Source organism: Frankia sp. AgB1.9, from assembly GCF_016786355.1.
Classification (GTDB): domain Bacteria; phylum Actinomycetota; class Actinomycetes; order Frankiales; family Frankiaceae; genus Pseudofrankia.
Window position 1 is genome coordinate 19,228 of sequence record NZ_JADWYX010000086.1, and the last position, 19,666, is coordinate 38,893.

Consider the following 19,666-nt stretch of genomic DNA (forward strand, 5'->3'; position numbering starts at 1 on the left):
CTGGACGACCCGTCGAGGTCTTCGTCAGACATCCCGCCGGGCGAGGACGAACGCGGCGGCGATGAGCCCGACGACGGTGTAGACGGACATCACGACGAAGCACAGCCCGGGGGAGAGCTGATGGGTGACGCTGGGCGGGCTGGTCGAGGCCATGCCCTCGCCCAGGAGGGTCGGCAGGAAGCGCGCCGCGGACTGCCAGCTCTCCGGCAGAAGGCCGAACAGGATCGGCAACCCCAGCAGGACTCCGAGCAGCGCCGACACCGCGCCGGCCGTGTGCCGCAGCAGAGCGCCCAGGGCGAGGCCGAGCAGGCCGACCAGTGCCAGGTACCCGGCGGCGCCGAGCACCGCGCGGGCGGCTCCGGGGCCGGCCAGCGTGACTCCGACGCCGTGGTTCGACAGGGGCACCTGGCCGACGAGGAACGAGATGAGCGCGGCCACCAGCATGAGCGCGAACGACGCCGCCCCGAAGACGGCCACCTTGGCCCACAGCACCGGAAGCCGCTTCGGCACCAGGCCGAGCGTGGCCCGGATCATGCCGGTGGCGTACTCGCCGCTCATCGTCAGCACCCCGAGCACGCCGATCGGGATCTGTGCCAGCAGGAGCCCGCCCAGCGACTGGAACACCGGGTCCTGGTCTCTGGACTGGACCTCGGCCGGGGTCCAGTGGTGTGAGGCCTGCAGGCAGAGGGGAATGCCGAGGCCGATGAGCAGGAGGACCGCGGAGCCAAGCGTCCAGCCGGTCGAGCGCAGGGACCGCAGCTTGACCCATTCGGAGCGCACGACCCGCAGCTGTGTGACATCTCCCGTGCCCACGCCGAGCCGGGCGTCCGCGATCGTCGTGGTGTTCATCGGTTCCCTCCGCGGGTCGACGGCGACGTGGTGGCGAACTCGACCGCGTCGCGGGTGATGTCCATGAACGCGTCCTCCAGCGAGGCGAGGCGCGGGCTTAGCTCGTAAAGCGTGATTCCGTGCACGCGGGCCAGCTCGCCGATCCGTTCGACCGGGAGGCCCGCTACCTCGATCGAGTCGGAAATGGTCAGTTGCAGCGGGATGCCACCGACCGCCCCGGTTGCCGGGTCTCCGGCGGTGGTGGGCGAGAAGCTGACCGTCGCGCCCGCCTGGGCCAGAAGCTCGGCGAATTCCGCCGCCTGTGGGGAGCGGACGTGGACCCGGCTGCTGGAGGCGGCGCGGACGAACTGCTCGACCGTCGTCTCCTGGATCAGTCGGCCTCGGCCGATCACGACCAGGTGAGTCGCGGTCAGGGCCATCTCGCTCATCAGGTGCGAGGAGATCAGGATGGCCCGACCCTCCGCGGCCAGCCCGCGGAGCAGATCCCGAATCCAGCGGATTCCCTCGGGGTCGAGCCCGTTGACCGGTTCGTCGAGGATCAGCGTCGACGGGTCGGCGAGCAGCGCGGAGGCGATTCCCAGCCGCTGGCCCATGCCCAGCGAGAAGCCGCCGGCCCGCTTGCCGGCCACCTCGCGCAGGCCGACCAGGTCGATCACCTCGTCGACCCGTCGCGTCGAGACACCGTGGGTCGCGGCGAGCGCCAGGAGGTGATTGCGCGCGTTGCGACCGGAGTGGATCGACCGCGCCTCCAGCAATGCGCCGACATGCCGCGCCGGCGCCCGCAGTTCGCGGTAGGGCCGGCCGTCGACGAGCGCGATGCCGCTGGTCGGCCGGTCCAGACCGAGAATCATGCGCATCGTCGTCGACTTGCCGGCGCCGTTCGGCCCCAGGAATCCGGTCACGACCCCCGGTTGAACCGTGAAGGAAAGGTCGTCGACGGCGACCTTTCCGCCATAGCGTTTGGTGAGTCTCTGTACCTCGATCACCGGAGCACCTCGCTCATCGAAACCTCGCGTACCTCGTCCTCGTGCCGGCTGCATTTCCGCCTGCCGGTCGGCTTTGCTGGTACAGAACGGTAGGGATCTTCGAGGCCGCTGCCGACGCCCGTGCGGCCGATCTTTGGCCCGGCCCGCGATCCTCCTGAGGTCGTAGGACGTACGCCTTGAGAGGTACGCGGGCTCCACGCGGTCGGTCCCGACGGATGATCGGGTGCGGCCGGTCCTGCGGATAGGGGTACGGCTGGGCCTGCCGGATGGCGATACGGCCGGGCTTGCCGGTCAGCGGTACAGTGCGGCCTCGGTAGCGACGGCCGGAGGAGGTGAGTCCCATCAACGTCCACGCTGGGTGGGTGCTCTCGTCCCGGTGTCGCGGGTCCGGTCCGCGGCGGTGAGCGGGAGGGCCCATCGGGAGATCCGGAAAGGCTCCTGATGTCGCTTTCTGAAATTTCTCCAGACTCTTCGGAGTCTTTTTCGTCGCCGATTCCGGCCGAGCCCGCCCGTGAGGGGCTGATCGCCCGGCTGCGAGCCGCCGGCTGTGTGTTCGCCGAGGACGAGGCCGCGCTGTTGCTCGCTTCGGCGGGTGACCCGGCCGAGCTGGAGCGGATGACCGCGCGACGGGTCGCGGGCCTGCCCCTGGAGCACGTCCTCGGGTGGGCCGAGTTCGGTGGCCAACGAATCGCCGTCGACGACGGCGTCTTCGTTCCGAGGCGCCGCACCGAGTTCCTCGTCGACCTCGCGACGGACCTCGCGGCGGACTCGCCGCGGGGGACCGTCGTGGTGGATCTGTGCTGCGGATCGGGCGCGCTCGGCGCCGTCCTGGCCACGCGCCTGGGCGCGGCCGGGACGGAGCTGCATGCCGCCGATGTCGATCCGGCGGCCGTGCGCTGCGCCCGGCGCAATCTCGCCCCGCTCGGCGGGCAGGCCCATGAGGGCGACCTCTACGCGGCCCTGCCGGCAGGGCTTCGCGGGCGGGTGAACATCCTGCTGGCGAACGCTCCGTACGTGCCAACGGCTGCGATCGGCCTGCTTCCGCCCGAGGCCCGGGATCATGAACCAGCGGTCGCGCTCGACGGTGGCACCGATGGACTGTCCGTCCTCAGGCGGGTGATCCAGGGAGCCGGCGACTGGCTCGCCGCTGGCGGCCATCTGCTCGTCGAGAGCAGCGACGGACAGAGCCCCGACCTGGTCGCGGCCTTCGCCGGGGTGGGGCTGTCCATTCGGGCCGTTCATTCCGACGAGCACGACGTCACCGTGGTCATCGCGACCAGACCGGCCGATCGCTGAGATCACGTTCGTCCAGGTCGGGCCGACGACCAGGGCGGGTCCGGGCCGGATCCGCCCTGGTCAGGACTCTGTGACACGTTTTCGGCGTGTCTGCGCTGGGTGGTGCAACGGGGCGGGCCCGTAGCGCGTGTGTCTGGGTGAGACCTTGTGAAGGGCCGCCCATGACAAGCGATGCCGCTGAGTTTGCCGAGTTCGTCGCCGAACACGGCGACGGGCTGCTCCGGTTCGCCCGGTCGCTGACCGGGGACCGACATCGGGCCGAGGACCTCGTCCAGTCGGCGCTGGCCAGAACCTACGCGCGCTGGCCGAGCGTGCGCCGCCGTGACCCGCTCGCCTACGTGCGGCGCGCGGTCGTGAACGGGCGGATCAGCGGATGGCGACGGCGTTCCTCGACGGACGTCCTCGGTGCCGTGCCCGACCTGCCGGCGCCCGACCGACCAGACGACGACGTCGTCGAACGCCTGCGGATGCGAGCCGCGCTCGCCGCGTTGCCCACCCGGCAGCGGGCCGTGCTGGTGCTGCGCTACCTGCTCGACGTGCCGGACGGCGAGATCGCCGCCGCCCTCGGAACGAGCGAGGCGACGGTGCGCAGCCAGGCCCACCGCGGCCTGGCGAAGCTACGGGCCCGCCTCGGCGAGGCCGCGGCGCCGGCGGGCACCGCGGTTTCGCCCGCTGGCCGGGCGGCTGCGAACCCATCGGGACGCCCCTCGGTCGGGCTCGGCGGGCGCTGACCCTCATTGCCTCTGCCACTGGTGCTACTTCGTTTAGGGACGGGAGAGCATGCTTACTGCCTCAGAACAGGCGACAGTGCGCGCCTTGCGCGACGCCTTCGCGGACGCCGACGCCGGCCCCGCCGATCCGGCGGTTCTCACCCGGCTGACGGCCCGGGCCGCCCGGCGTGGACGGGCGCTGCAACTACGCCGGCGGGCTGGGGCCGCGGCGCTGCCGATCGGCGTCGCCGCGGCGGTCGGCGCGACGGTGCTCCTGCCGGGTGGCAGCGGCGTCGGCCCGACCCGGCCGTCGACTACCAGCGAGGCTCCGATCGGCCTCGGTCGCCCGGATGCTTCGGCGCACGACCTCTTCCTCGCGGCCAGCGTGCGACGGCTCAGTTCGCCGGCCGCCGACGGGCCGGTCTACTGGTACCGCGAGGTCTACCTGATGCACACCGTCCCGGTACCCGGCGGCCCGATGCGTGAGAGTCGGGGCGAGCAGTACGTCGCCCGCTCGGACGCGGGTGACCTGAGGACCGAGGTCACCACCGACGGCAGGACTCAGGTCGAGACGCTTCACGGGGATCAGGCGAAATACAGCATCAACGGTCTCTACAAGGCCGGCTACGAGCAGAACGGCCTGGCGGACTGGGTTCGGCTCTACACCAAGGCCGAGATCCGGGCTTTGCCCGCCGATCCCACCGCGCTGGCCGCGATCATGGACGAGGGGCTCGCGCCTGACGTGCCCGTGGCCGCCGAGGCGGCGAATCGGCTGGGTGTCGTCGTCAGCCTGATGTACACGCCCGTCACACCAGCGGTCCAGGCCGCCGCGTTCCGGGTTCTCGCCGCGACGCCGGGCATCACGGCGGTCGGCGTGGTGACCGACCCGCTTGGCCGCACCGGGACCGGGTTTGACGCGGTCCTCCCGAAGGAGGTGGGCGGCCAGTCGTTTCGGCTGATCCTGGCCGACGACGGCAAGGTGCTGAGCCTGAACACGACGGTCCCCGGATCTGGTGAGTCCACCTGGACGGCCTTCGAGGACAGCGGCTACCGCGTGGACCTCGGCTAGCTACGAGGCTGGGTCCGGACGGTGCGGTACGGGGTTCCCTCGGGAGGGCCGAACGTGATGTAGGCCGGCCCAGCTTGACCTGGAACGCCGCTGATGGGTTGTATCGGCCAACGTGACATGGCGCTGGCGCGGCACTCCGGTCTCGCCCATGCCCATTTCCCCGGGAGATGCCGGTACCGACCTTCCAGTCGACTCGGGGGATCAAGACGCCCGGTCCACCGCCGTCGCCGTCGTAGGTACCGATGGCCAGGCGTGCCGCGAGGAGATCCGGCTGACCGGCGTTACTCGGCGCTATGGCGACGTCGTCGCGGTCGATCGGGTTGACCTTGATGTTCCACGCGGGCGACGGGTCGCGGTCGTCGGACCGAGTGGATGCGGGAAGTCGACGCTGCTTGGCCTGATCAGCGGGCTTGACGAGCCGGACGCGGGCATCGTCGATGTACTCGGAGCAACCGACCCGGCTGGCCGGCTGGCCCGGTGCGCGTGGATGCCGCAGCGAGATCTGCTGCTGCCATGGCGATCCGCGCTGGCGAACGCGGCGGTCTCGCTGGAGAACCGGGGGATCTCGCGGCGTGAGGCCCGAGCGGTCGTCCGGCCGCTGTTCGCCCGGTTCGGGCTCGCGGGGTTCGAGGAACACCGGCCGCGGCAGCTTTCCGGAGGCATGCGGCAGCGGGTCGCCTTTCTGCGGACGTTCGTCGCAGGCAAGGAGGTCCTGCTGCTGGATGAGCCGTTCGGGGCGTTGGATGCGATTACCCGGGCGGACGCGCAGGACTGGTTGCGCGCCGCCCTGGAGACGGAGCCACGCACCGTCGTGCTCGTCACCCATGACGTCGAGGAAGCACTGCTGCTTGGCCACGAGATCGTCGTTTTGACCGGCAGGCCGGGCCGAGTGGCCGCCAGCTACGCCGTCGACCTGCCCGCCGCCACCACTCGCCGGGAACTGCTTGCCACCCCCGAGTTCATCCAACTGCGCGACCAGGTGCTCGCGGCCCTGGAGCAACGACCATCGGCGCCGGAGCCGGTCGCCCGCTTGGAATCCGGCGTGGATGGCAGCCGCGACGCCGTGCGACGGGTTGAGGGCTGAATCGATGTCATCAACGGCGCAGGCAGCGGCCCGGACCCGGAACCGGACGGCAGGGCGCGAGGGAAGGCTGGTCCGGGTCCTCCGGCGGTATGGCCCGGCCGCGGTTGTTCTGGTGGCGATCCTGGCTGCCTGGGAGCTGGCCACCGTCGTGTTCGGCGTCGAGGACTACATCCTGCCGGCGCCGAGCGCGGTCGTCCGAGCGCTGGTCAACCGCTGGAGCGGCACATTGGCGAGCGCCACCTGGGTGACCCTGACGGAGGTCCTGCTCGGGTTCGCGATCGCGGTGGCCGCCGGGCTGCTGACCGCTTCCTGCCTGCATTTCTCCCGGATCGCCCGGGCGGCGCTGTATCCCTGGCTGATCGGCTCGCAGACCGTGCCCGTGGTCGTGATCGCCCCGGTTCTCGCGATCATCTTCGGCTACACGCTGACGCCGAAACTGATCCTGGTCGCACTGCTCTGCTTCTTTCCCATCGTGGTCGCGACGTTGGACGGTCTGGCGGCCGTGGACCCGGACCTCGTCCGGCTGATGCGCACCCTTTATGGCAATCGCTGGGCCATCTTCCGACGAGTGGAGCTGCCGGCGGCGCTTCCGTCCATGTTCACCGGGCTGCGGCTGTCAGCGGCGTATGCGGCGACCGCCGCCGTGTTCGGCGAGTATTCCGGTTCCTCCGACGGCCTCGGGCACGTGATGCGCCAGGCCGTTCCGCAGTTGCAGAGCGCGCTGGTCTTCGCCGCGATCGCGCTGCTCTCCGCGATGTCTGTCGCCCTGTTCGTGCTGGTCACCGTCCTGGAGCGGTTGCTGGTCGGCTGGGCTCACGAAGGGAAGAAGGTCCGATGAGAGCACACCGATCTCGGCTGCTGACCGGCCTGGGTGCCGCTTCGGCGCTGATGGCCGGAGTACTTGTCCTGACTGCCTGCGGCGGGGGCACCAAGTCGTCTGACGCCAGTGGTGGCGCGCAGACCCGCAAGACGACCGTGCTCCTGGACTGGGATCCGAACCCGGACCATGTCGCCCTCTATTCGGCCCGCGCGGCCGGCTACTTCAAGGCCGCCGGTCTCGACGTCACGCTCCAGGCGCCGTCCGACCCGTCCGACCCGACCAAGCTGGTCAGCACCGGAAAGGTCGACCTCGGCATCTCCTACGAGCCGGAGACCATCATCGCCGGGTCTCAGGGCCTGGACGTCGTGTCCGTCGGCGCGCTGGTCCCCACCGCGCTGACCTCGATCATCGCGACGGACAAGTCCCGCGTGCACGCCATCTCGGACCTGGCCGGCGCTCGCGTCGCCACGGCCGGGCTCGCCACCCAGGACGCCTTCCTCAAGACGATCCTTGCCCAGAACCACGTCGACGCCGGATCGGTGAAGAAGGTCGACGTCGGCCAGGACCTGATTGCCGCGATGGTGACCGGCAACGTCGACGCGACCCTGGGCGGCTTCCGCAACGTCGAAGCGGTCCAACTGGCCGCCCAGGGCCTGAAGCCGACGGTCATCCCGGTCACTGCGGCCGGGGTGCCGAACTACGCCGAACTGGTCGTCATCGCCAAGGCGAGCCGGCTGAAGTCCGATCCCGCCTATCAGAAGCTGGTCCGGGACTTCCTGGCTGCACTCGCCAAGGGCAACGCGGCCGTCCTGACCGACCCCGCGACCGCCTCCGCGACGATCGCCAAGGTTGCCGAGGGCTACGACCCGGCGGTCCTGCCCAAGATGGTCGACGCGACCGTTCCCCTGCTGCGTAACGCGGCCGGCTTCGGCCACCAGGATCCGGCCGCCTGGCAGAGCTTCGCGGACTGGATGTCGGCTCAGAAGCTCATCGACAAGCCGGTGAAGGCCGCCGACGTCGTCACCAACAGCTACCTGCCGGCGGGCTGACCGGCGGCTCGGGCGCGCCGGGACGCGATCGATGGCCCGTGGACACCGCTCTCCGTGGACCTCCGCCCAAAACGGCGATCACTAGCCGCAGGCGATGGCGCGAACGGCGCCGATCTCGGGAGAGGGCAGAAAGGTCAGCCGGTGTTCCCGGCTGTCTGGCAGCGCGGGTCGTTCGGCGCGATCGCGACCGAGCCGTAGGCGCTGTCGGAATGGTAGACGACGTAGACCATGTTCGGGCCGTCGCATTTGGCCGAAACGTTGCTGAAGCCGTCCGGCATGTTGATGAGCCGGGCGGGCTTGTCGTCGTGGCTGGAAACCGGCGCGTCGCGGCCGACCTCCCGGGCCTTCTGCGAGCAGCCGGTCGCCGTGGCCACGATTGCGGCCACCGCGAGAAGCGACGCGACGACCACGCGGATCCTCATGGGTCTTTCCCCTCGTCCAGTTCACGGTGCTCGCCCATGTTGGCGAGAACCGGAACACCGAGTCCCATTTTGTCCCGATTGCGACATCGGACGTGCCCGGAGCGCCGACCGTCGGGTGTGGCGACGGGCCCGTCTGGTTGCCGGCCGTGTCGCCGGAACGTCAGCCGGTGGCGGTGTCGTCGTAGTCGCGAAGAACGAGGCGGGTGACGTCCTCCAGCTGGCGGACGAGATCGGGGAAGGTGAGACGCCCGGCGGTCCAGGAGGCCAGCCCGGACGCGAGCGTCGCATTGATCGCGATCGTCGCGGGGCGGGCCACCTCCGGCGGCACACCGTTCATCAGGGCGGCCATCACGGTCCGGTTGTCGTCGGCGAGACCGGCGAGCTCCTCGCTCGCGAACGGGTCGCTGGCGACCTCCACGTGCGTGACGAGCCGGGCAAAGTTCGGGTGGCGCTGGAAGGCCCGGATCTCCCGGTGCAGAAAGCCGACGACGCGGGTGCAGGCCCCGGCGGGCTGCACGGCTCCTGAACCGCTTCTCCCATGGTCACGGGAGACCTCGCCGCGTACCCGGTCGGTCAGCCGCCGCTGCCAGTCGGCCCAGGCGGCGGCCAGGAGGTGGTCCTTCGACGAGAAATAGCGGTACGCAGTCCCGAGCGCGACACCGGAACGTTCGGCGACATCGCGCATCTGGAGCTGGTCCGGCGGCACCTGGTCGATCATTTCGATCACGGCGTCCGTCAGCCGCCGTCGTCGCGCGAGCTGCGCAGCCGTCATCGTGCTCACCGGCTGCGGCAGCGTTTCCTCTTTCGCCACCTTCCCAGGCTACCTGGAAGCCGGTTTCAATCCCGCCGGCAGGCCTGCCGCGCGGTATGGGGTCGCTCCGCGCGCGCCATTGCCGAGGCTCAGGTCACACTCGAAACGGAGTTCTAGCGACCGGCCGAGCACGGATCGTCCGGCCGGTCGCGACACTTGGGGCGTCATCCGCGCGGGAGGCCGAGAACGCGTTCGGAGATGACATTGAGCTGGATTTCGATGGTGCCGCCGCCGATCAGGTGTGGCGGGATGCTGAGGTACTGGTGGACGGCGGCCGCCGCCGGACCGTCGGCACTCGCGGCCGCCGGGCCGAACCAGCGCAGGACACGCGTCCCCACGTCGGTGTTCAGGAAACTGGCCGCCACCTTCGCGACGCTCGCCTCGGCGCCCGGCCGCAGGCCGGAAAGCGTGCGCAGCGTGGAGCGCAACGACATCGCCGACAGCGCGAACGCGAGGGCGTACAGGGCGCCGATGTCGCGGCGCACGTCGCCGGGATCGGTCACGAGCTCGCCGGAAGCCGCGAGCGCGGGCAGGTCCATGCGCAGCTCGCGCATGCCGCCCATCGCCACGCGTTCGTTGCCGAGGGTCGTGCGGGCCAGCGCCCAGCCCTTGTCGGGCTCACCGACGATCCGGTCCTCCGGCACGAGGACGTCGGTGAAGAAGACCTCGTTGAACAGGTAGTTGCCATTGGCCTCGCGCAGCGGGCGCACGTCGATGCCGGGCGTCTTCATGTCGACCAGGAAATACGAGATGCCGCGGTGCTTGGGCACGTCCGGATTGGTCCTGGCCAGGCAGATGCCGTAGTTCGCCCGTTCGGCCATCGAGTTCCAGACCTTCTGGCCGTTGAGCCGCCAGCCGCCCTCGACCTTCTCCGCCCTGGTGGACAGGGCCGCGAGGTCCGAACCAGCCCCGGGCTCGCTGAACAGCTGACACCAGGTGATCTCGCCGCGCAGTGTCGCCGGTACGAGTGTCGCCTTCTGCTCGTCGGTGCCGTGCGCGAGGATCGTCGGCATCGCCCATTCACCGATGATGGTCTTCGGCTGGGTGACACCGGACCGTTCGTATTCCTGCTGGATGACGAGCTGCTCCAGCGGTGTCGCCGCGATCCCGTAGGGGCGTGGATAGTGCGGGAGAACCAGCCCCTCGTCGGCCAGCCGGCGCTGTTGATCGGCCGCGGGAAGGCTTGCGACCTCGCTGAGCACCGAGGCGATCCGGGCCCGGAACGCCGGGTCCTCGTCCGGCAGCTCAAGCGTGAAGTCGCGGGTCAGCCCGCCGGCGGCGGCCGACTGTCCAACGGTTTCCCGCGGCGCGCCGCCGACCAGCTCGCCGAGCCGGTGCTCGAAAGCCGAAACAGGCCCGAGCAGGCTTTCCAACGCCATCGCGCGCCGCCAGTACAGGTGGGTGTCGTGTTCCCAGGTGTAACCGATGCCGCCCAACAGGGTGACGGTGTCCAGGCCCAGCTCGGTGGCGCCGGCGAGGCACAGAACGGCCGCCTCGGCGGCGGCGAGCGCGAGTTGCTCGTCGCCCTGCTCGACGGCGCGGGCCGCGTCCCAGGCGGCGGCCGACATCGTCTCGACCCGGACCAGCATCCGCGCGCACCGATGCTTGATGGCCTGGAACGAGCCAACCACCTGGCCGAACTGCTCGCGCACCTTGACGTACTCCACACCGGTGGTGAGCAGCCAGCGAGCGACGCCGACCGCCTCGGCGGCGAAGAGGACGACCGCGAGCGTGCGCGCGGACTCGGTGTCGAGGGCGACCACCTGTTCGGCGTCGATCCGGACCCCGTCGAGCCGGATGCGGGCGACGCCGCGGGTCAGGTCGACGGCGGTGGCCGGCTCGACCCGCAGCCCGGGGGCGTCCGGGTCGGTGACGAACCACAGCTCGCCGTCGTCGAGCCGAGCCCCGAGCAGGAGCAGCTCCGCACCCGCCGCGCCGAGCACCGGGACGCTCACGCCGGACACGGTGTAGCCGCCGTCGCCGGCCGGCGTCGCGCGCGGCCCGGCGGCGGCCAGCGCGCTGGCACCGCGGGTTCCGGCGGCCAGCCCGGGCAGATGCCGCTTGCGCAGGTCATCGCCACCGTGGCGGGCCAGCAGCGCGCTGGTCAGCACGGTCGGGAGCAGATGCCCGGGCACCAGGCCGCGGGCGGTCTCCTCCAGCGCGACGGCCAGCTCCACATAGCCCGCGCCTGCGCCGGCGAACTCCTCGGGCAGGTGCAGCGACGTCAGCCCCAGCTCAACCAGCCCGTCCCAGTACGGAACCGGTTTGCCGACCGCGTACTGGTCGAGCTCGGCGCGGGTCGCGGTGGACGGGGCATGGCGGGTGACGAAACCGCGCACGGAGGCGGCGAGCGCGGAGTGCTCCTCCGTCAGACCAATCGACACTGCGACTCCTCGGGATCTCGGCGTTCGGCCGCTCGGGTCTCGCCGCCGGCGGTGGTCGCGGCGCGTGGCCCGAGCGAGGGGGAAAGGCCTGCTGGGGGATGGAGCGGCTTACCCGTCGAGCTTGAGGACCTTGCGGGCGTTCTCGTGCAGGAACTTCGGCCACACGTGGTCGCGGAACGGCACGGTCGGCATATCCGTCATGATCCGTTCAAGCGTGAGGCCCATCGGGAAGTACCCGGCGTAGAGGATCTTGTCTGCGCCGCGGGTGTTCGCGAAGTCGACGATCGCCTTCGGGTAGTACTTCGGCGTGAAGGCGGAGGTCGAGTAGTACAGGTTCGGCCACTTGAGCAGCAGCTTCACGGCCAGGTCGGTCCACGGCTCGCAGCCGTGCCGGGTGACGAAGACGAGGTCGGGGAAGTCGAACATGACCTGGTCGATCAGTTCGACCCGCTGCGGCTCGAACTTCAGGCGCGGCCCGGGGACACCGGCGCAACAGAACACCGCGATGCCCAGCTCGACGCACTTCGCGTACGCCGGGTACATCTTCTCGTCGTTGATCGCGACCTGCGGGAAGGTCCCGGACGGGAAGGCGCCGACGGCCCGGATGCCGTACTCCTCGTAGTCCCGGACGATGGCGCGGACGGTGCCCATGACGTCGTTCGGGTCGTTGATGTTGCCACTCGGGACGAACCGGTCCGGGAACTTCTTCAGCGCGACGCGGGCGGACTCGCCGGCGCACCCGATCAGGCCCTTCTCGACGCCGAACCGGTCCATCTCGTGCAGCGTGACGCTCACCGGGTCGTCGGTCGGCAGGTCGTGCGGGACGTTCTTGAACATGTACTCGGCCGGGAAGGCGAACTCCTTGGACTCGGTGTCCTTGAGCTGCCGCCGGATGAAGTCGTACTGCGAGGTGCCGGGCTGCGGGAAGCCGATCATCGTGTCGATGATCGGGACTCCGGTGGGGAACGCCATCTCACATCCTCGTCGCCAGGTGCCAGGCCGTGGCGCGGACCGCCGGCCACGATCGAGTCGAACCGGAGCGGGCCCGGCTCGCCGGCCGGTGCCCGGATGCCTCGACCGCCTCTGCGCTCGCACCAGCCCGTCCAGCCTGGGCCTAGTCTGAAATCCGGTTCCATGACAGTCAAGGGTTGCCGTACTGGCAGGCCTCGTGGCAGCGAAACGTAGTTCTACCCGGGTGCCCGCCGGAAGCATCGGCCAGGCAGACGCCACGGGCCCGGCCGCATGGTGACGCGGCCGGGCCCGTGGGCGCTGGATCGACCCGCGTGGGCCGATCGATTGGGTCAGTAAGCCCTGGCCACCAGGCAGACCAGGTCGTCGGTGTCGTCCGTGCCGGCGGGCAGGGTGCCGTCGGCGTTCTGGATGCAGCGCACGGTCAGGGACTCGGCGGCGAGGCGGGCCTCGCCCTCGTCGCCGACCAGGCGCCAGGGGAGCCGGGCGAAGCCCGTGGCGGCCGCCTCGATCGCGTCCGCGAGCGAGGTGACGTCGGCGGTCCGGGAGTCGCGCAGCGCGAGGGCCTGCTGGTAGAGGTCGGCCTGGACGTCGTCGAGCAGCGCGGGGACGCGTGCCGCCGCCTCGGCGAGCGGGGCGGTGATCTTCTCTCCGGTGTCGCGACGGGCCAGGGTGACGTTGCCGACGGCCAGGTCACGCGGACCGACCTCGACGCGGACCGGCACGCCCTTGAGCTCCCAGTCGGTGACCCGGCGGCCGAACGACAGCCCCGGCCGCGCGTCCAGCGCGACCCGCACCCCGGCGGCCTTCAGCGCGTCGACGACCTGGGTCGCCGCGGCCACGACCTTTTCGTCGTCCCGGACCGGCAGCACGACGACCTGGGTCGGGGCCAGCCGCGGCGGGACGCGCAGGCCGGCGTCGTCACCGTGGGCCATGATCAGCCCGCCGACCATCCGGGTGGACGAGCCCCACGAGGTGGTCCAGGCCAGGTGACGGGCTCCGTCGGCACCGAGGTAGTCGATGTCGAAGGCGCGGGCGAAGTTCTGGCCGAGCTCGTGGCTGGTGGCCATCTGCAGCGCCTTGCCGTCGCCCATCATGCCCTCGCAGGTGAGGGTGTTGATCGCGCCGGCGAAGCGCTCCTTGCGGGTCTTGCGCCCGACGAAGACGGGCATGGCCAGCACCGAGACCATGAAGTCCTGGTAGACCTCCAGCGCGATCCGCCGGGCATAAGCCGCGGCATCGGGGCCGTCCACGTGCGCGGTGTGGCCCTCCTGCCAGAGGAACTCGCTGGTACGCAGGAACAGCCGTGGCCGCAGCTCCCAGCGGACGACGTTCGCCCACTGGTTGAGCAGCAGCGGCAGATCGCGGTAGCTCTGCGTCCACTTGGCCATGTACTCGCCGATGACCGTTTCACTGGTCGGCCGGACGACGGCCGGTTCCTCCAGCTCCTTGCCACCGCCGTGGGTGACGACCGCGAGCTCCGGGCTGAACCCCTCGACGTGGTCGGCCTCCCGGCGCAGGTAGCTCTCCGGGATCAACAGCGGGAAGTACGCGTTGACGGCGCCGGCCGCCTTGATCCGGGCGTCGACGTCGGCCTGCATCCGTTCCCAGAGCGAGTAGCCGTACGGTCGGATCACCATCGACCCCCGGACCGGACCGTTGTCGGCCAGCTCGGCCTTCGCGATCACGTCCTGATACCAGCGGGGGAAGTCGTCGGAACGAAGCGTCAGTACGGCCACGCGTCCACGATATTGCCCGCACCCGTCGTACGAGCGATAGCCCTGCGTGGCCGGACCAACCGGCCGCGCGCGGACCGGTGAGCGCTACCCCCGGTCGTCGTCGCGGCCAAGGTCATCGCGGGGTTCGGGCATGCTCGAACCGGCAAGCCAGAGCGCCGCGTCGGCGGCAGGCCCGGCCGGCTCGCGGAACACGAGAGCGACGTCGCCGGCGCCGCGGTGACCGACCAGGGCCGCGGCCGGGGGCATCAGGATCATCGCGGCGGTGACGTCGGCTGCCGTCGCCCCAGGCGAGATCAGAAGCTGGTGCTCGACCGCGTTCCCCTCGCGGGCGGTCGTCACCACGGCGAGCGAGCGAGGCAGCTCCGCGAGGTGGCCGGGCTCGGGGTCGAGCTCGCCTCCGGTCCTGAGGTCACCGGCGCCGGCGGCGGTGTCGTTCATTGACGTCTCCTTCTGCCTGCGGGCACCGGCCCCGTGCTCGGTCGCCGCGCGGCCGCTGCCGGTCGGAGTCGTCATCGTCTCCATGACCTGCGGCTACCTGACGCATGCTGTCAGCAACAACGGCGTTGCTGTGCAGCAATCAGCCCGCACGGGTGATCAGTGAAGGGTGATCTCGGGGCGATTGGGGCGCTGGGCAGCGCTTGGCCCACGTTGGTTGCGTTGCGTAGTTACCCGGCCATCGCCTGGTGTGTCTCTGGAAAACGGGCCCGGCGTCTGGTCGCGCGGTCGGCGCGGGCTGGTCGGCCGTCGACGGAGGTGGCGACCGGGACGCCCTGCGTAGTCCCACAGTGGTCTCCGTGGAGGTGAACAAAACCGAACGGTTACCGTTCGTAGTCGTTTTTGTGATCACCTGGCCTCGATGCCAGAGGATCACCGCATACGGGTAGCTGTTCCGGTGTGTGTCTGGTTTGTGTTCGGGTTTGTTCATTCTGGGTTCATCGTGGCCGACTTCGATGTTCCATCGGCGGTCCGGATCGGACTGCTGGGGGCAGGTGCCTTCGGGCGCCATTCAGAAGGGCTACTCGTGAAGGTAGGCAAGCGTCAGTCCGCCGCCGCCGGCATCGCCGTCGCGGCGCTGCTCGGGGTCGCGGCTTGTGGCTCGGACAACAACAGCGGCGGTGGCGGCTCGACTCCGTCGGCCGCCGGCACGTCGGCCGCGACGATCAGCTGCGCCACCGGGAGCGTCAGCGGCTCCGGTTCGTCGGCGCAGAAGAACGCCATGGACCAGTGGGTCAAGGACTACACGGCGAAGTGCAGCGGCGCGCAGATCCAGTACGCGTCGGTCGGCTCCGGCGCGGGCCGCACCGCCTTCATCGCCAAGCAGGTTGACTTCGCCGGCTCCGACTCGGCGCTCGCGGACCCGCAGAAGGCGCAGGCGGACGCCGTCTGCACCGGCGGCTCGGCCATCGACATCCCGACCGTCGCCGGCCCGATCACCCTGATCTACAACCTGTCCGGTGTCTCGACGCTGAAGCTGTCGCCGTCGCTGGTCGCCAAGATCTTCTCGAACACGATCACCAAGTGGGACGACCCGGCGATCAAGGCTGAGAACGCCGGCGTCTCCCTGCCCAGCACCCCGATCCAGTCCATCCACCGGTCGGACAGCTCGGGCACCACCGACAACTTCTCCAAGTTCCTGCACGGTGCGGCTGCGGCTGACTACCCGACCGACCACAGCTCGGACTGGAAGGCCCCGGGCGGCCAGGGCGCCAAGGGTAGCGACGGCATCACCTCGGTCGTCAAGTCGACCGCGGGCGCCATCGGCTACGTCGAGGAGTCCTACGCCGACAACGCCGGCCTGCCGACCGCCGAGATCAAGAACGCGAACGGCGAGTACGTCAAGGCCAGCACGGACGCCGCTTCGAAGGGCCTGTCGACCGCCACGGTGGCCGACGGCAACGACCTCAAGGTCACCTTCGACTACACGTCCAAGGTCGCCGGCGCGTACCCGATCTACCTGATCTCCTACGAGATCGTCTGCACCGCGGGTCAGGACCCGGCGAAGGCCGGCCTGGTGAAGTCCTTCCTCACCTACGCCACCTCTGACGCGGGCCAGTCCTCGATCACCGACCTGGGCTACTCCCCGCTGCCCTCGTCGCTGGCCACCAAGGTCCGCGGCGTCATCGCCACCCTCCCGTAACACCGAACCAAGCGGCTACCTGACAGGCGCGGGTCCGTACCGCGTTGACGGTTGTCCGTCCGGCCGCGACCGGGGTGTCCTCACCCCGGTCGCGGCCGGGCACATTGATCCAGCTGACTAGGAGGGGACGATGACGACAGAGCCGGCCATCGAGCCGGGCGGTCCTGCTGGGCCGGGGGGGACTGAAGGCATCGAGCCACCTCCTCCCATCACGCCCGAGGGCGGCAAGGCGAAGGTCAGCCTCGCCGACTCCCTGTTCAAGAACCTGACCCGCGCCTGCGGCGTTGCGCTGCTGCTTCTCATCGCAGCCATCGCCGTTTTTCTCGTTGTGAAGGCCACCGGCGCGCTGGGCGCGAACAAGGGCAACTTCTTCACCACGAAGAAGTGGAACCCGAACGACGTCCCGCCGGTCTTCGGCATCGCCGCGCTGCTGTCCGGAACGGTCATCACCGCGGCCATCGCGATGGTCCTCGCCGTGCCGGTAGGGGTCGGCATCGCGCTGTGCATCACGAACTACGCGCCGCGCCGGGTCGCCGACCCGATCGCCTACGTGGTGGACCTGCTCGCCGCGGTGCCCAGCGTCATCTACGGACTGTGGGGCCTTGTGGTCCTGGTGCCGCACATGATCGGCATCGAGTCCTGGATGAACCAGTACATGCTGTGGTTCCCCTGGCCCGAGCTGGCCGGCGTGATCATCGGCATCGTCGTCCAGCGTCTCGTGGGCCGGGGGACCGTCGGAGCGTTCGCGATGTCGGGCGGCACGCTCGGCTTGTTCGTCGGGATCGTCGCCGGCATCGCCAAGGCGCCGGACAGCATCGGCATCTTCAACACGCATGGCGCCGGCCTCGTCGGCCGAGGCATCTTCGTCGCCAGCGTCGTGCTGGCCGTGATGATCCTCCCCACGATCGCCGCCATCTCGCGTGAGGTCTTCCGTCAGGTGCCGACGGCGCACAAGGAGGCGGCGTTGGCGCTCGGCGCCACCCGCTGGGAGATGATCCGCACCGCGGTGCTGCCCTACGGCAAGCCGGGCGTGATCAGCGGCGCGATGCTCGGCCTCGGCCGCGCCATGGGTGAGACCATCGCGGTCGCCCTGGTGCTGCCGGCGTCGTTCAACATCCCGTGGCGCGTCCTGACGCCCGCCGGTAACACGATCGCCGCGAACATCGCGAACGCCTTCGGCGAGGCGAACGACAACGGTCGCGGTGCCCTGATCGCCTCCGGTCTGGTGCTGTTCATCGTCACCATGATCGTAAACATGGCGGCTCGCGCGGTCATCGCCCGGCGCGCCGAGTTCTCCGGGAGCGCCACGTGACCACTGCGACCGCCGAGGCGCCGGCCGGCGCCCCGTCCGACGACCATCTGCACCTCAAGGGCAACCAGCTTCCGGCGTACGCGCTGCCGGCGGTAGCGGTCGGCGCGATCGCCGTCGCGCTGGTGCTGTACTTCGCCACGTCGATCCAGGGCAAGATCCAGACCGGGCTGATCGCCATCCTGCTCTACGGGATCGGCCAGACGGTCGCCTCCACCCTGGTGGAAGGCAGTCGTCGCGCCGTCGACCGGTTCGTGCGGACCATCATCTTCGGCACGCTGCTGCTCGCGCTCATCCCGCTGGTCGCGGTGCTGCTCCAGGTCATCCTCAAGGGCGCCAGCCGGCTGGACATCAGCTTCCTGACCCACTCGATGGCGGGGATCAGCGCCCGGGACGCCGGCGGTGGTGTCTACGCGGCGCTGATCGGGACGCTCGAGCAGATCGGCATCGCCAGCCTGATCTCCGTCCCGTTCGGGGTGCTGGTCGCGGTCTACCTGGTCGAATACGGCCGGCGGAACCGGCTGAGCCGGACGATCAGCTTCTTCGTCGACGTGCTGACCGGTCTGCCGTCGATCGTCGCCGGCCTGTTCATCTTCGCGTTCTACATCCTGTTGCTGCACCAGCACCAGACGGGTTTCGCGGGCTCGCTCGCCCTGGTCATCCTGATGATCCCGACGGTGGTCCGCTCGACCGAGGAAATGCTCAAGCTCGTCCCGAACGAGCTGCGCGAGGCGAGCTTCGCCCTCGGGATCGAGCGGTGGCGGACGATTATGAAGGTCGTCATCCCGACCGCGCTGCCCGGCATTGTGACCGGCGTCATGCTGGCCATCTCCCGGGTGGCCGGCGAGACGGCGCCACTGCTCCTTACGATCTTCGGCAACGACTACATCAACTCCAACCCGTTCGTGGGTCACCAGTCGTCGCTGCCGATCTTCATCTTCACCGAGGCCACCAAGCCGCAGGCGTCCGCGATCGCCCGTGCCTGGGCCGGCGCGCTCACACTGATCATCTTGATCATGCTGCTCAACCTCATCGCCCGGCTCGCGTCGCGCCGGGCCAAGGTCTGACGGGCCGGGGAAATGCTCAGCCCGATTCCGTCCCGGACACACCCCGAACTCACCGTCGTGTCGAGCGAGCCCCGGCGGCTCAGGTAGCAGAGGTAGCAATGGCCACCCGAATCGATATCCAGGGCATCGACATCTTCTACGGCAAGTTCAAGGCCGTGTCGAATGTGGAGCTCGCCATCGAGCCGAAGAACGTCACCGCGTTCATCGGCCCGTCCGGCTGCGGCAAGTCGACCGTGCTGCGCACCCTCAACCGGATGCATGAGGTCATTCCAGGCGCGCGCGTCGAGGGCAAGGTCCTGCTCGACGGCGAGGACCTGTACGGCCCCGGGGTCGACCCGGTCAACGTGCGTCGCCGGGTCGGCATGGTCTTCCAGCGGCCGAACCCGTTCCCGACCATGTCGATCTACGAGAACGTGATCGCCGGGCTGAAGCTCAACGGCGTCCGCAAGAAGTCGCTGCTCGACGAGCGGGTCGAGGAGTCGCTGAAGGGCGCGAACCTCTGGGAAGAGGTCAAGGACCGGCTCGGCCGGCCGGGTGCCGGGCTTTCCGGCGGCCAGCAGCAGCGGCTCTGCATCGCCCGCGCCATCGCGGTCGAGCCCGAGGTGCTGCTCATGGACGAGCCGTGCTCCGCGCTCGACCCGATCTCGACGCTCGCGATCGAGGACCTCATCCAGAAGCTGAAGAACAGCTACACCATCGTGATCGTCACCCACAACATGCAGCAGGCCTCCCGGGTGAGCGACGCGACCGCGTTCTTCTCGCTGGAAGCGACCGGTCAGCCCGGCAAGCTGATCGAGTACGACAAGACCACCAAGATCTTCAGCAACCCGGCGGAGAAGCGGACCGAGGACTACATCTCCGGACGGTTCGGCTGAGCATGTCCCTTCCCGTCGAGGCGGGAGCTCCCGTTGTGCCGGCCGCCGCGGCTCCAGCCCCCGCGGGGGGCCGGGTGGTAGTGGCCGCGC

18 protein-coding genes are annotated in these 19,666 nt (G+C 69.9%); 10 read left to right on the plus strand and 8 right to left on the minus strand.

The features are described from left to right. Positions 1-24: 24 nt before the first annotated feature. Together I6A60_RS28275 and I6A60_RS28280 are read right to left on the minus strand one after the other, a co-directional pair. Positions 25-849, minus strand: a complete 825-nt coding sequence (locus I6A60_RS28275; RefSeq protein ID WP_203022624.1) for an ABC transporter permease — start codon at positions 847-849, stop codon at positions 25-27. After that, positions 846-1,835, minus strand: a complete 990-nt coding sequence (locus tag I6A60_RS28280; protein WP_203022623.1) for an ABC transporter ATP-binding protein — start codon at positions 1,833-1,835, stop codon at positions 846-848. The genes I6A60_RS28275 and I6A60_RS28280 overlap by 4 nt, the downstream gene beginning before the upstream one ends. 441 nt (positions 1,836-2,276) lie before the next feature. Here I6A60_RS28280 and I6A60_RS28285 point away from each other — a divergent pair, with 441 nt between their 5' ends. From I6A60_RS28285 to I6A60_RS28310, 6 genes are all read left to right on the plus strand, one after another. Then, positions 2,277-3,131: a putative protein N(5)-glutamine methyltransferase gene (locus tag I6A60_RS28285; protein ID WP_203022622.1), complete on the plus strand. Its 855-nt coding sequence runs from the start codon at positions 2,277-2,279 to the stop codon at positions 3,129-3,131. Positions 3,132-3,292: 161 nt separating this feature from the next. Then, positions 3,293-3,862 carry a SigE family RNA polymerase sigma factor gene (locus I6A60_RS28290; protein WP_203022621.1) on the plus strand — a complete coding sequence of 190 codons (570 nt, stop codon included), beginning with the start codon at positions 3,293-3,295 and terminating at the stop codon, positions 3,860-3,862. A gap of 49 nt (positions 3,863-3,911) precedes the next feature. Beyond that, positions 3,912-4,910, plus strand: coding sequence for a hypothetical protein (locus tag I6A60_RS28295; RefSeq protein WP_203022620.1), 999 nt, complete (start codon positions 3,912-3,914; stop codon positions 4,908-4,910). A 148-nt stretch (positions 4,911-5,058) separates the two neighbouring features. Next, positions 5,059-5,994: an ABC transporter ATP-binding protein gene (locus I6A60_RS28300; RefSeq protein ID WP_238436411.1), complete on the plus strand. Its 936-nt coding sequence runs from the start codon at positions 5,059-5,061 to the stop codon at positions 5,992-5,994. 112 nt (positions 5,995-6,106) lie between these two features. After that, positions 6,107-6,832, plus strand: coding sequence for an ABC transporter permease (locus I6A60_RS28305; RefSeq protein WP_307873904.1), 726 nt, complete (start codon positions 6,107-6,109; stop codon positions 6,830-6,832). Then, the gene (locus tag I6A60_RS28310) at positions 6,829-7,863 is read left to right on the plus strand and encodes an ABC transporter substrate-binding protein (RefSeq protein ID WP_203022618.1); all 1,035 of its coding nucleotides are present in this window, start codon (positions 6,829-6,831) and stop codon (positions 7,861-7,863) included. Before I6A60_RS28305 ends, I6A60_RS28310 begins: the two co-directional genes overlap by 4 nt. Before the next feature lie 134 nt (positions 7,864-7,997). Here the strand turns inward: I6A60_RS28310 and I6A60_RS28315 are convergent, their stop codons facing one another. The 6 genes from I6A60_RS28315 to I6A60_RS28340 all read right to left on the minus strand — a co-directional run bounded on the left by I6A60_RS28315 (position 7,998) and on the right by I6A60_RS28340 (position 14,701). Next, the gene (locus I6A60_RS28315) at positions 7,998-8,273 is read right to left on the minus strand and encodes a hypothetical protein (protein ID WP_307873905.1); all 276 of its coding nucleotides are present in this window, start codon (positions 8,271-8,273) and stop codon (positions 7,998-8,000) included. Between the two features lie 172 nt (positions 8,274-8,445). After that, entirely contained in the window at positions 8,446-9,096 is a 651-nt protein-coding gene (locus I6A60_RS28320) for a TetR family transcriptional regulator (protein WP_203022616.1), read from the minus strand. A gap of 164 nt (positions 9,097-9,260) precedes the next feature. After that, positions 9,261-11,480 (minus strand): acyl-CoA dehydrogenase, encoded by a 2,220-nt coding sequence (locus I6A60_RS28325; protein WP_203022615.1) that lies wholly within the window; start codon positions 11,478-11,480, stop codon positions 9,261-9,263. Positions 11,481-11,588: 108 nt separating this feature from the next. Next, positions 11,589-12,452, minus strand: coding sequence for an amidohydrolase family protein (locus I6A60_RS28330; protein WP_203022614.1), 864 nt, complete (start codon positions 12,450-12,452; stop codon positions 11,589-11,591). Between the two features lie 329 nt (positions 12,453-12,781). Then, positions 12,782-14,188, minus strand: coding sequence for a proline--tRNA ligase (gene proS, locus I6A60_RS28335; protein WP_203022613.1), 1,407 nt, complete (start codon positions 14,186-14,188; stop codon positions 12,782-12,784). Between the two features lie 84 nt (positions 14,189-14,272). Next, entirely contained in the window at positions 14,273-14,701 is a 429-nt protein-coding gene (locus tag I6A60_RS28340) for a hypothetical protein (protein ID WP_238436412.1), read from the minus strand. Positions 14,702-15,209: 508 nt separating this feature from the next. On the opposite strand from I6A60_RS28340, the gene pstS reads away from it, so the two are divergent. From pstS to pstB, 4 genes are all read left to right on the plus strand, one after another. Further along, the gene (gene pstS / locus I6A60_RS28345; RefSeq protein ID WP_203022612.1) at positions 15,210-16,325 is read left to right on the plus strand and encodes a phosphate ABC transporter substrate-binding protein PstS; all 1,116 of its coding nucleotides are present in this window, start codon (positions 15,210-15,212) and stop codon (positions 16,323-16,325) included. A 130-nt stretch (positions 16,326-16,455) separates the two neighbouring features. Next, complete coding sequence (locus I6A60_RS28350) at positions 16,456-17,637, plus strand: PstC family ABC transporter permease (protein WP_203017097.1); 1,182 nt, start codon at positions 16,456-16,458, stop codon at positions 17,635-17,637. Then, positions 17,634-18,701, plus strand: coding sequence for a phosphate ABC transporter permease PstA (pstA, locus tag I6A60_RS28355; RefSeq protein ID WP_203017095.1), 1,068 nt, complete (start codon positions 17,634-17,636; stop codon positions 18,699-18,701). The genes I6A60_RS28350 and pstA overlap by 4 nt, the downstream gene beginning before the upstream one ends. 98 nt (positions 18,702-18,799) lie before the next feature. After that, on the plus strand, positions 18,800-19,576 hold the full coding sequence (gene pstB, locus I6A60_RS28360; protein ID WP_203017093.1) for a phosphate ABC transporter ATP-binding protein PstB: 777 nt from the start codon (positions 18,800-18,802) through the stop codon (positions 19,574-19,576). The last annotated feature ends 90 nt before the right edge of the window (positions 19,577-19,666 follow it).

Bases quoted from the DNA above. Each gene is read 5' to 3' on its own strand.
- I6A60_RS28310 (WP_203022618.1), top strand. From the start codon at position 6,829: ATGAGAGCACACCGATCTCGGCTGCTGACCGGCCTGGGTGCCGCTTCG.
- I6A60_RS28275 (WP_203022624.1), bottom strand. From the start codon at position 849: ATGAACACCACGACGATCGCGGACGCCCGGCTCGGCGTGGGCACGGGA.
- I6A60_RS28300 (WP_238436411.1), top strand. From the start codon at position 5,059: ATGCCCATTTCCCCGGGAGATGCCGGTACCGACCTTCCAGTCGACTCG.
- I6A60_RS28285 (WP_203022622.1), top strand. From the start codon at position 2,277: ATGTCGCTTTCTGAAATTTCTCCAGACTCTTCGGAGTCTTTTTCGTCG.
- I6A60_RS28330 (WP_203022614.1), bottom strand. From the start codon at position 12,452: ATGGCGTTCCCCACCGGAGTCCCGATCATCGACACGATGATCGGCTTC.
- I6A60_RS28290 (WP_203022621.1), top strand. From the start codon at position 3,293: ATGACAAGCGATGCCGCTGAGTTTGCCGAGTTCGTCGCCGAACACGGC.
- I6A60_RS28340 (WP_238436412.1), bottom strand. From the start codon at position 14,701: ATGACGACTCCGACCGGCAGCGGCCGCGCGGCGACCGAGCACGGGGCC.
- pstB (WP_203017093.1), top strand. From the start codon at position 18,800: ATGGCCACCCGAATCGATATCCAGGGCATCGACATCTTCTACGGCAAG.
- I6A60_RS28350 (WP_203017097.1), top strand. From the start codon at position 16,456: ATGACGACAGAGCCGGCCATCGAGCCGGGCGGTCCTGCTGGGCCGGGG.
- I6A60_RS28295 (WP_203022620.1), top strand. From the start codon at position 3,912: ATGCTTACTGCCTCAGAACAGGCGACAGTGCGCGCCTTGCGCGACGCC.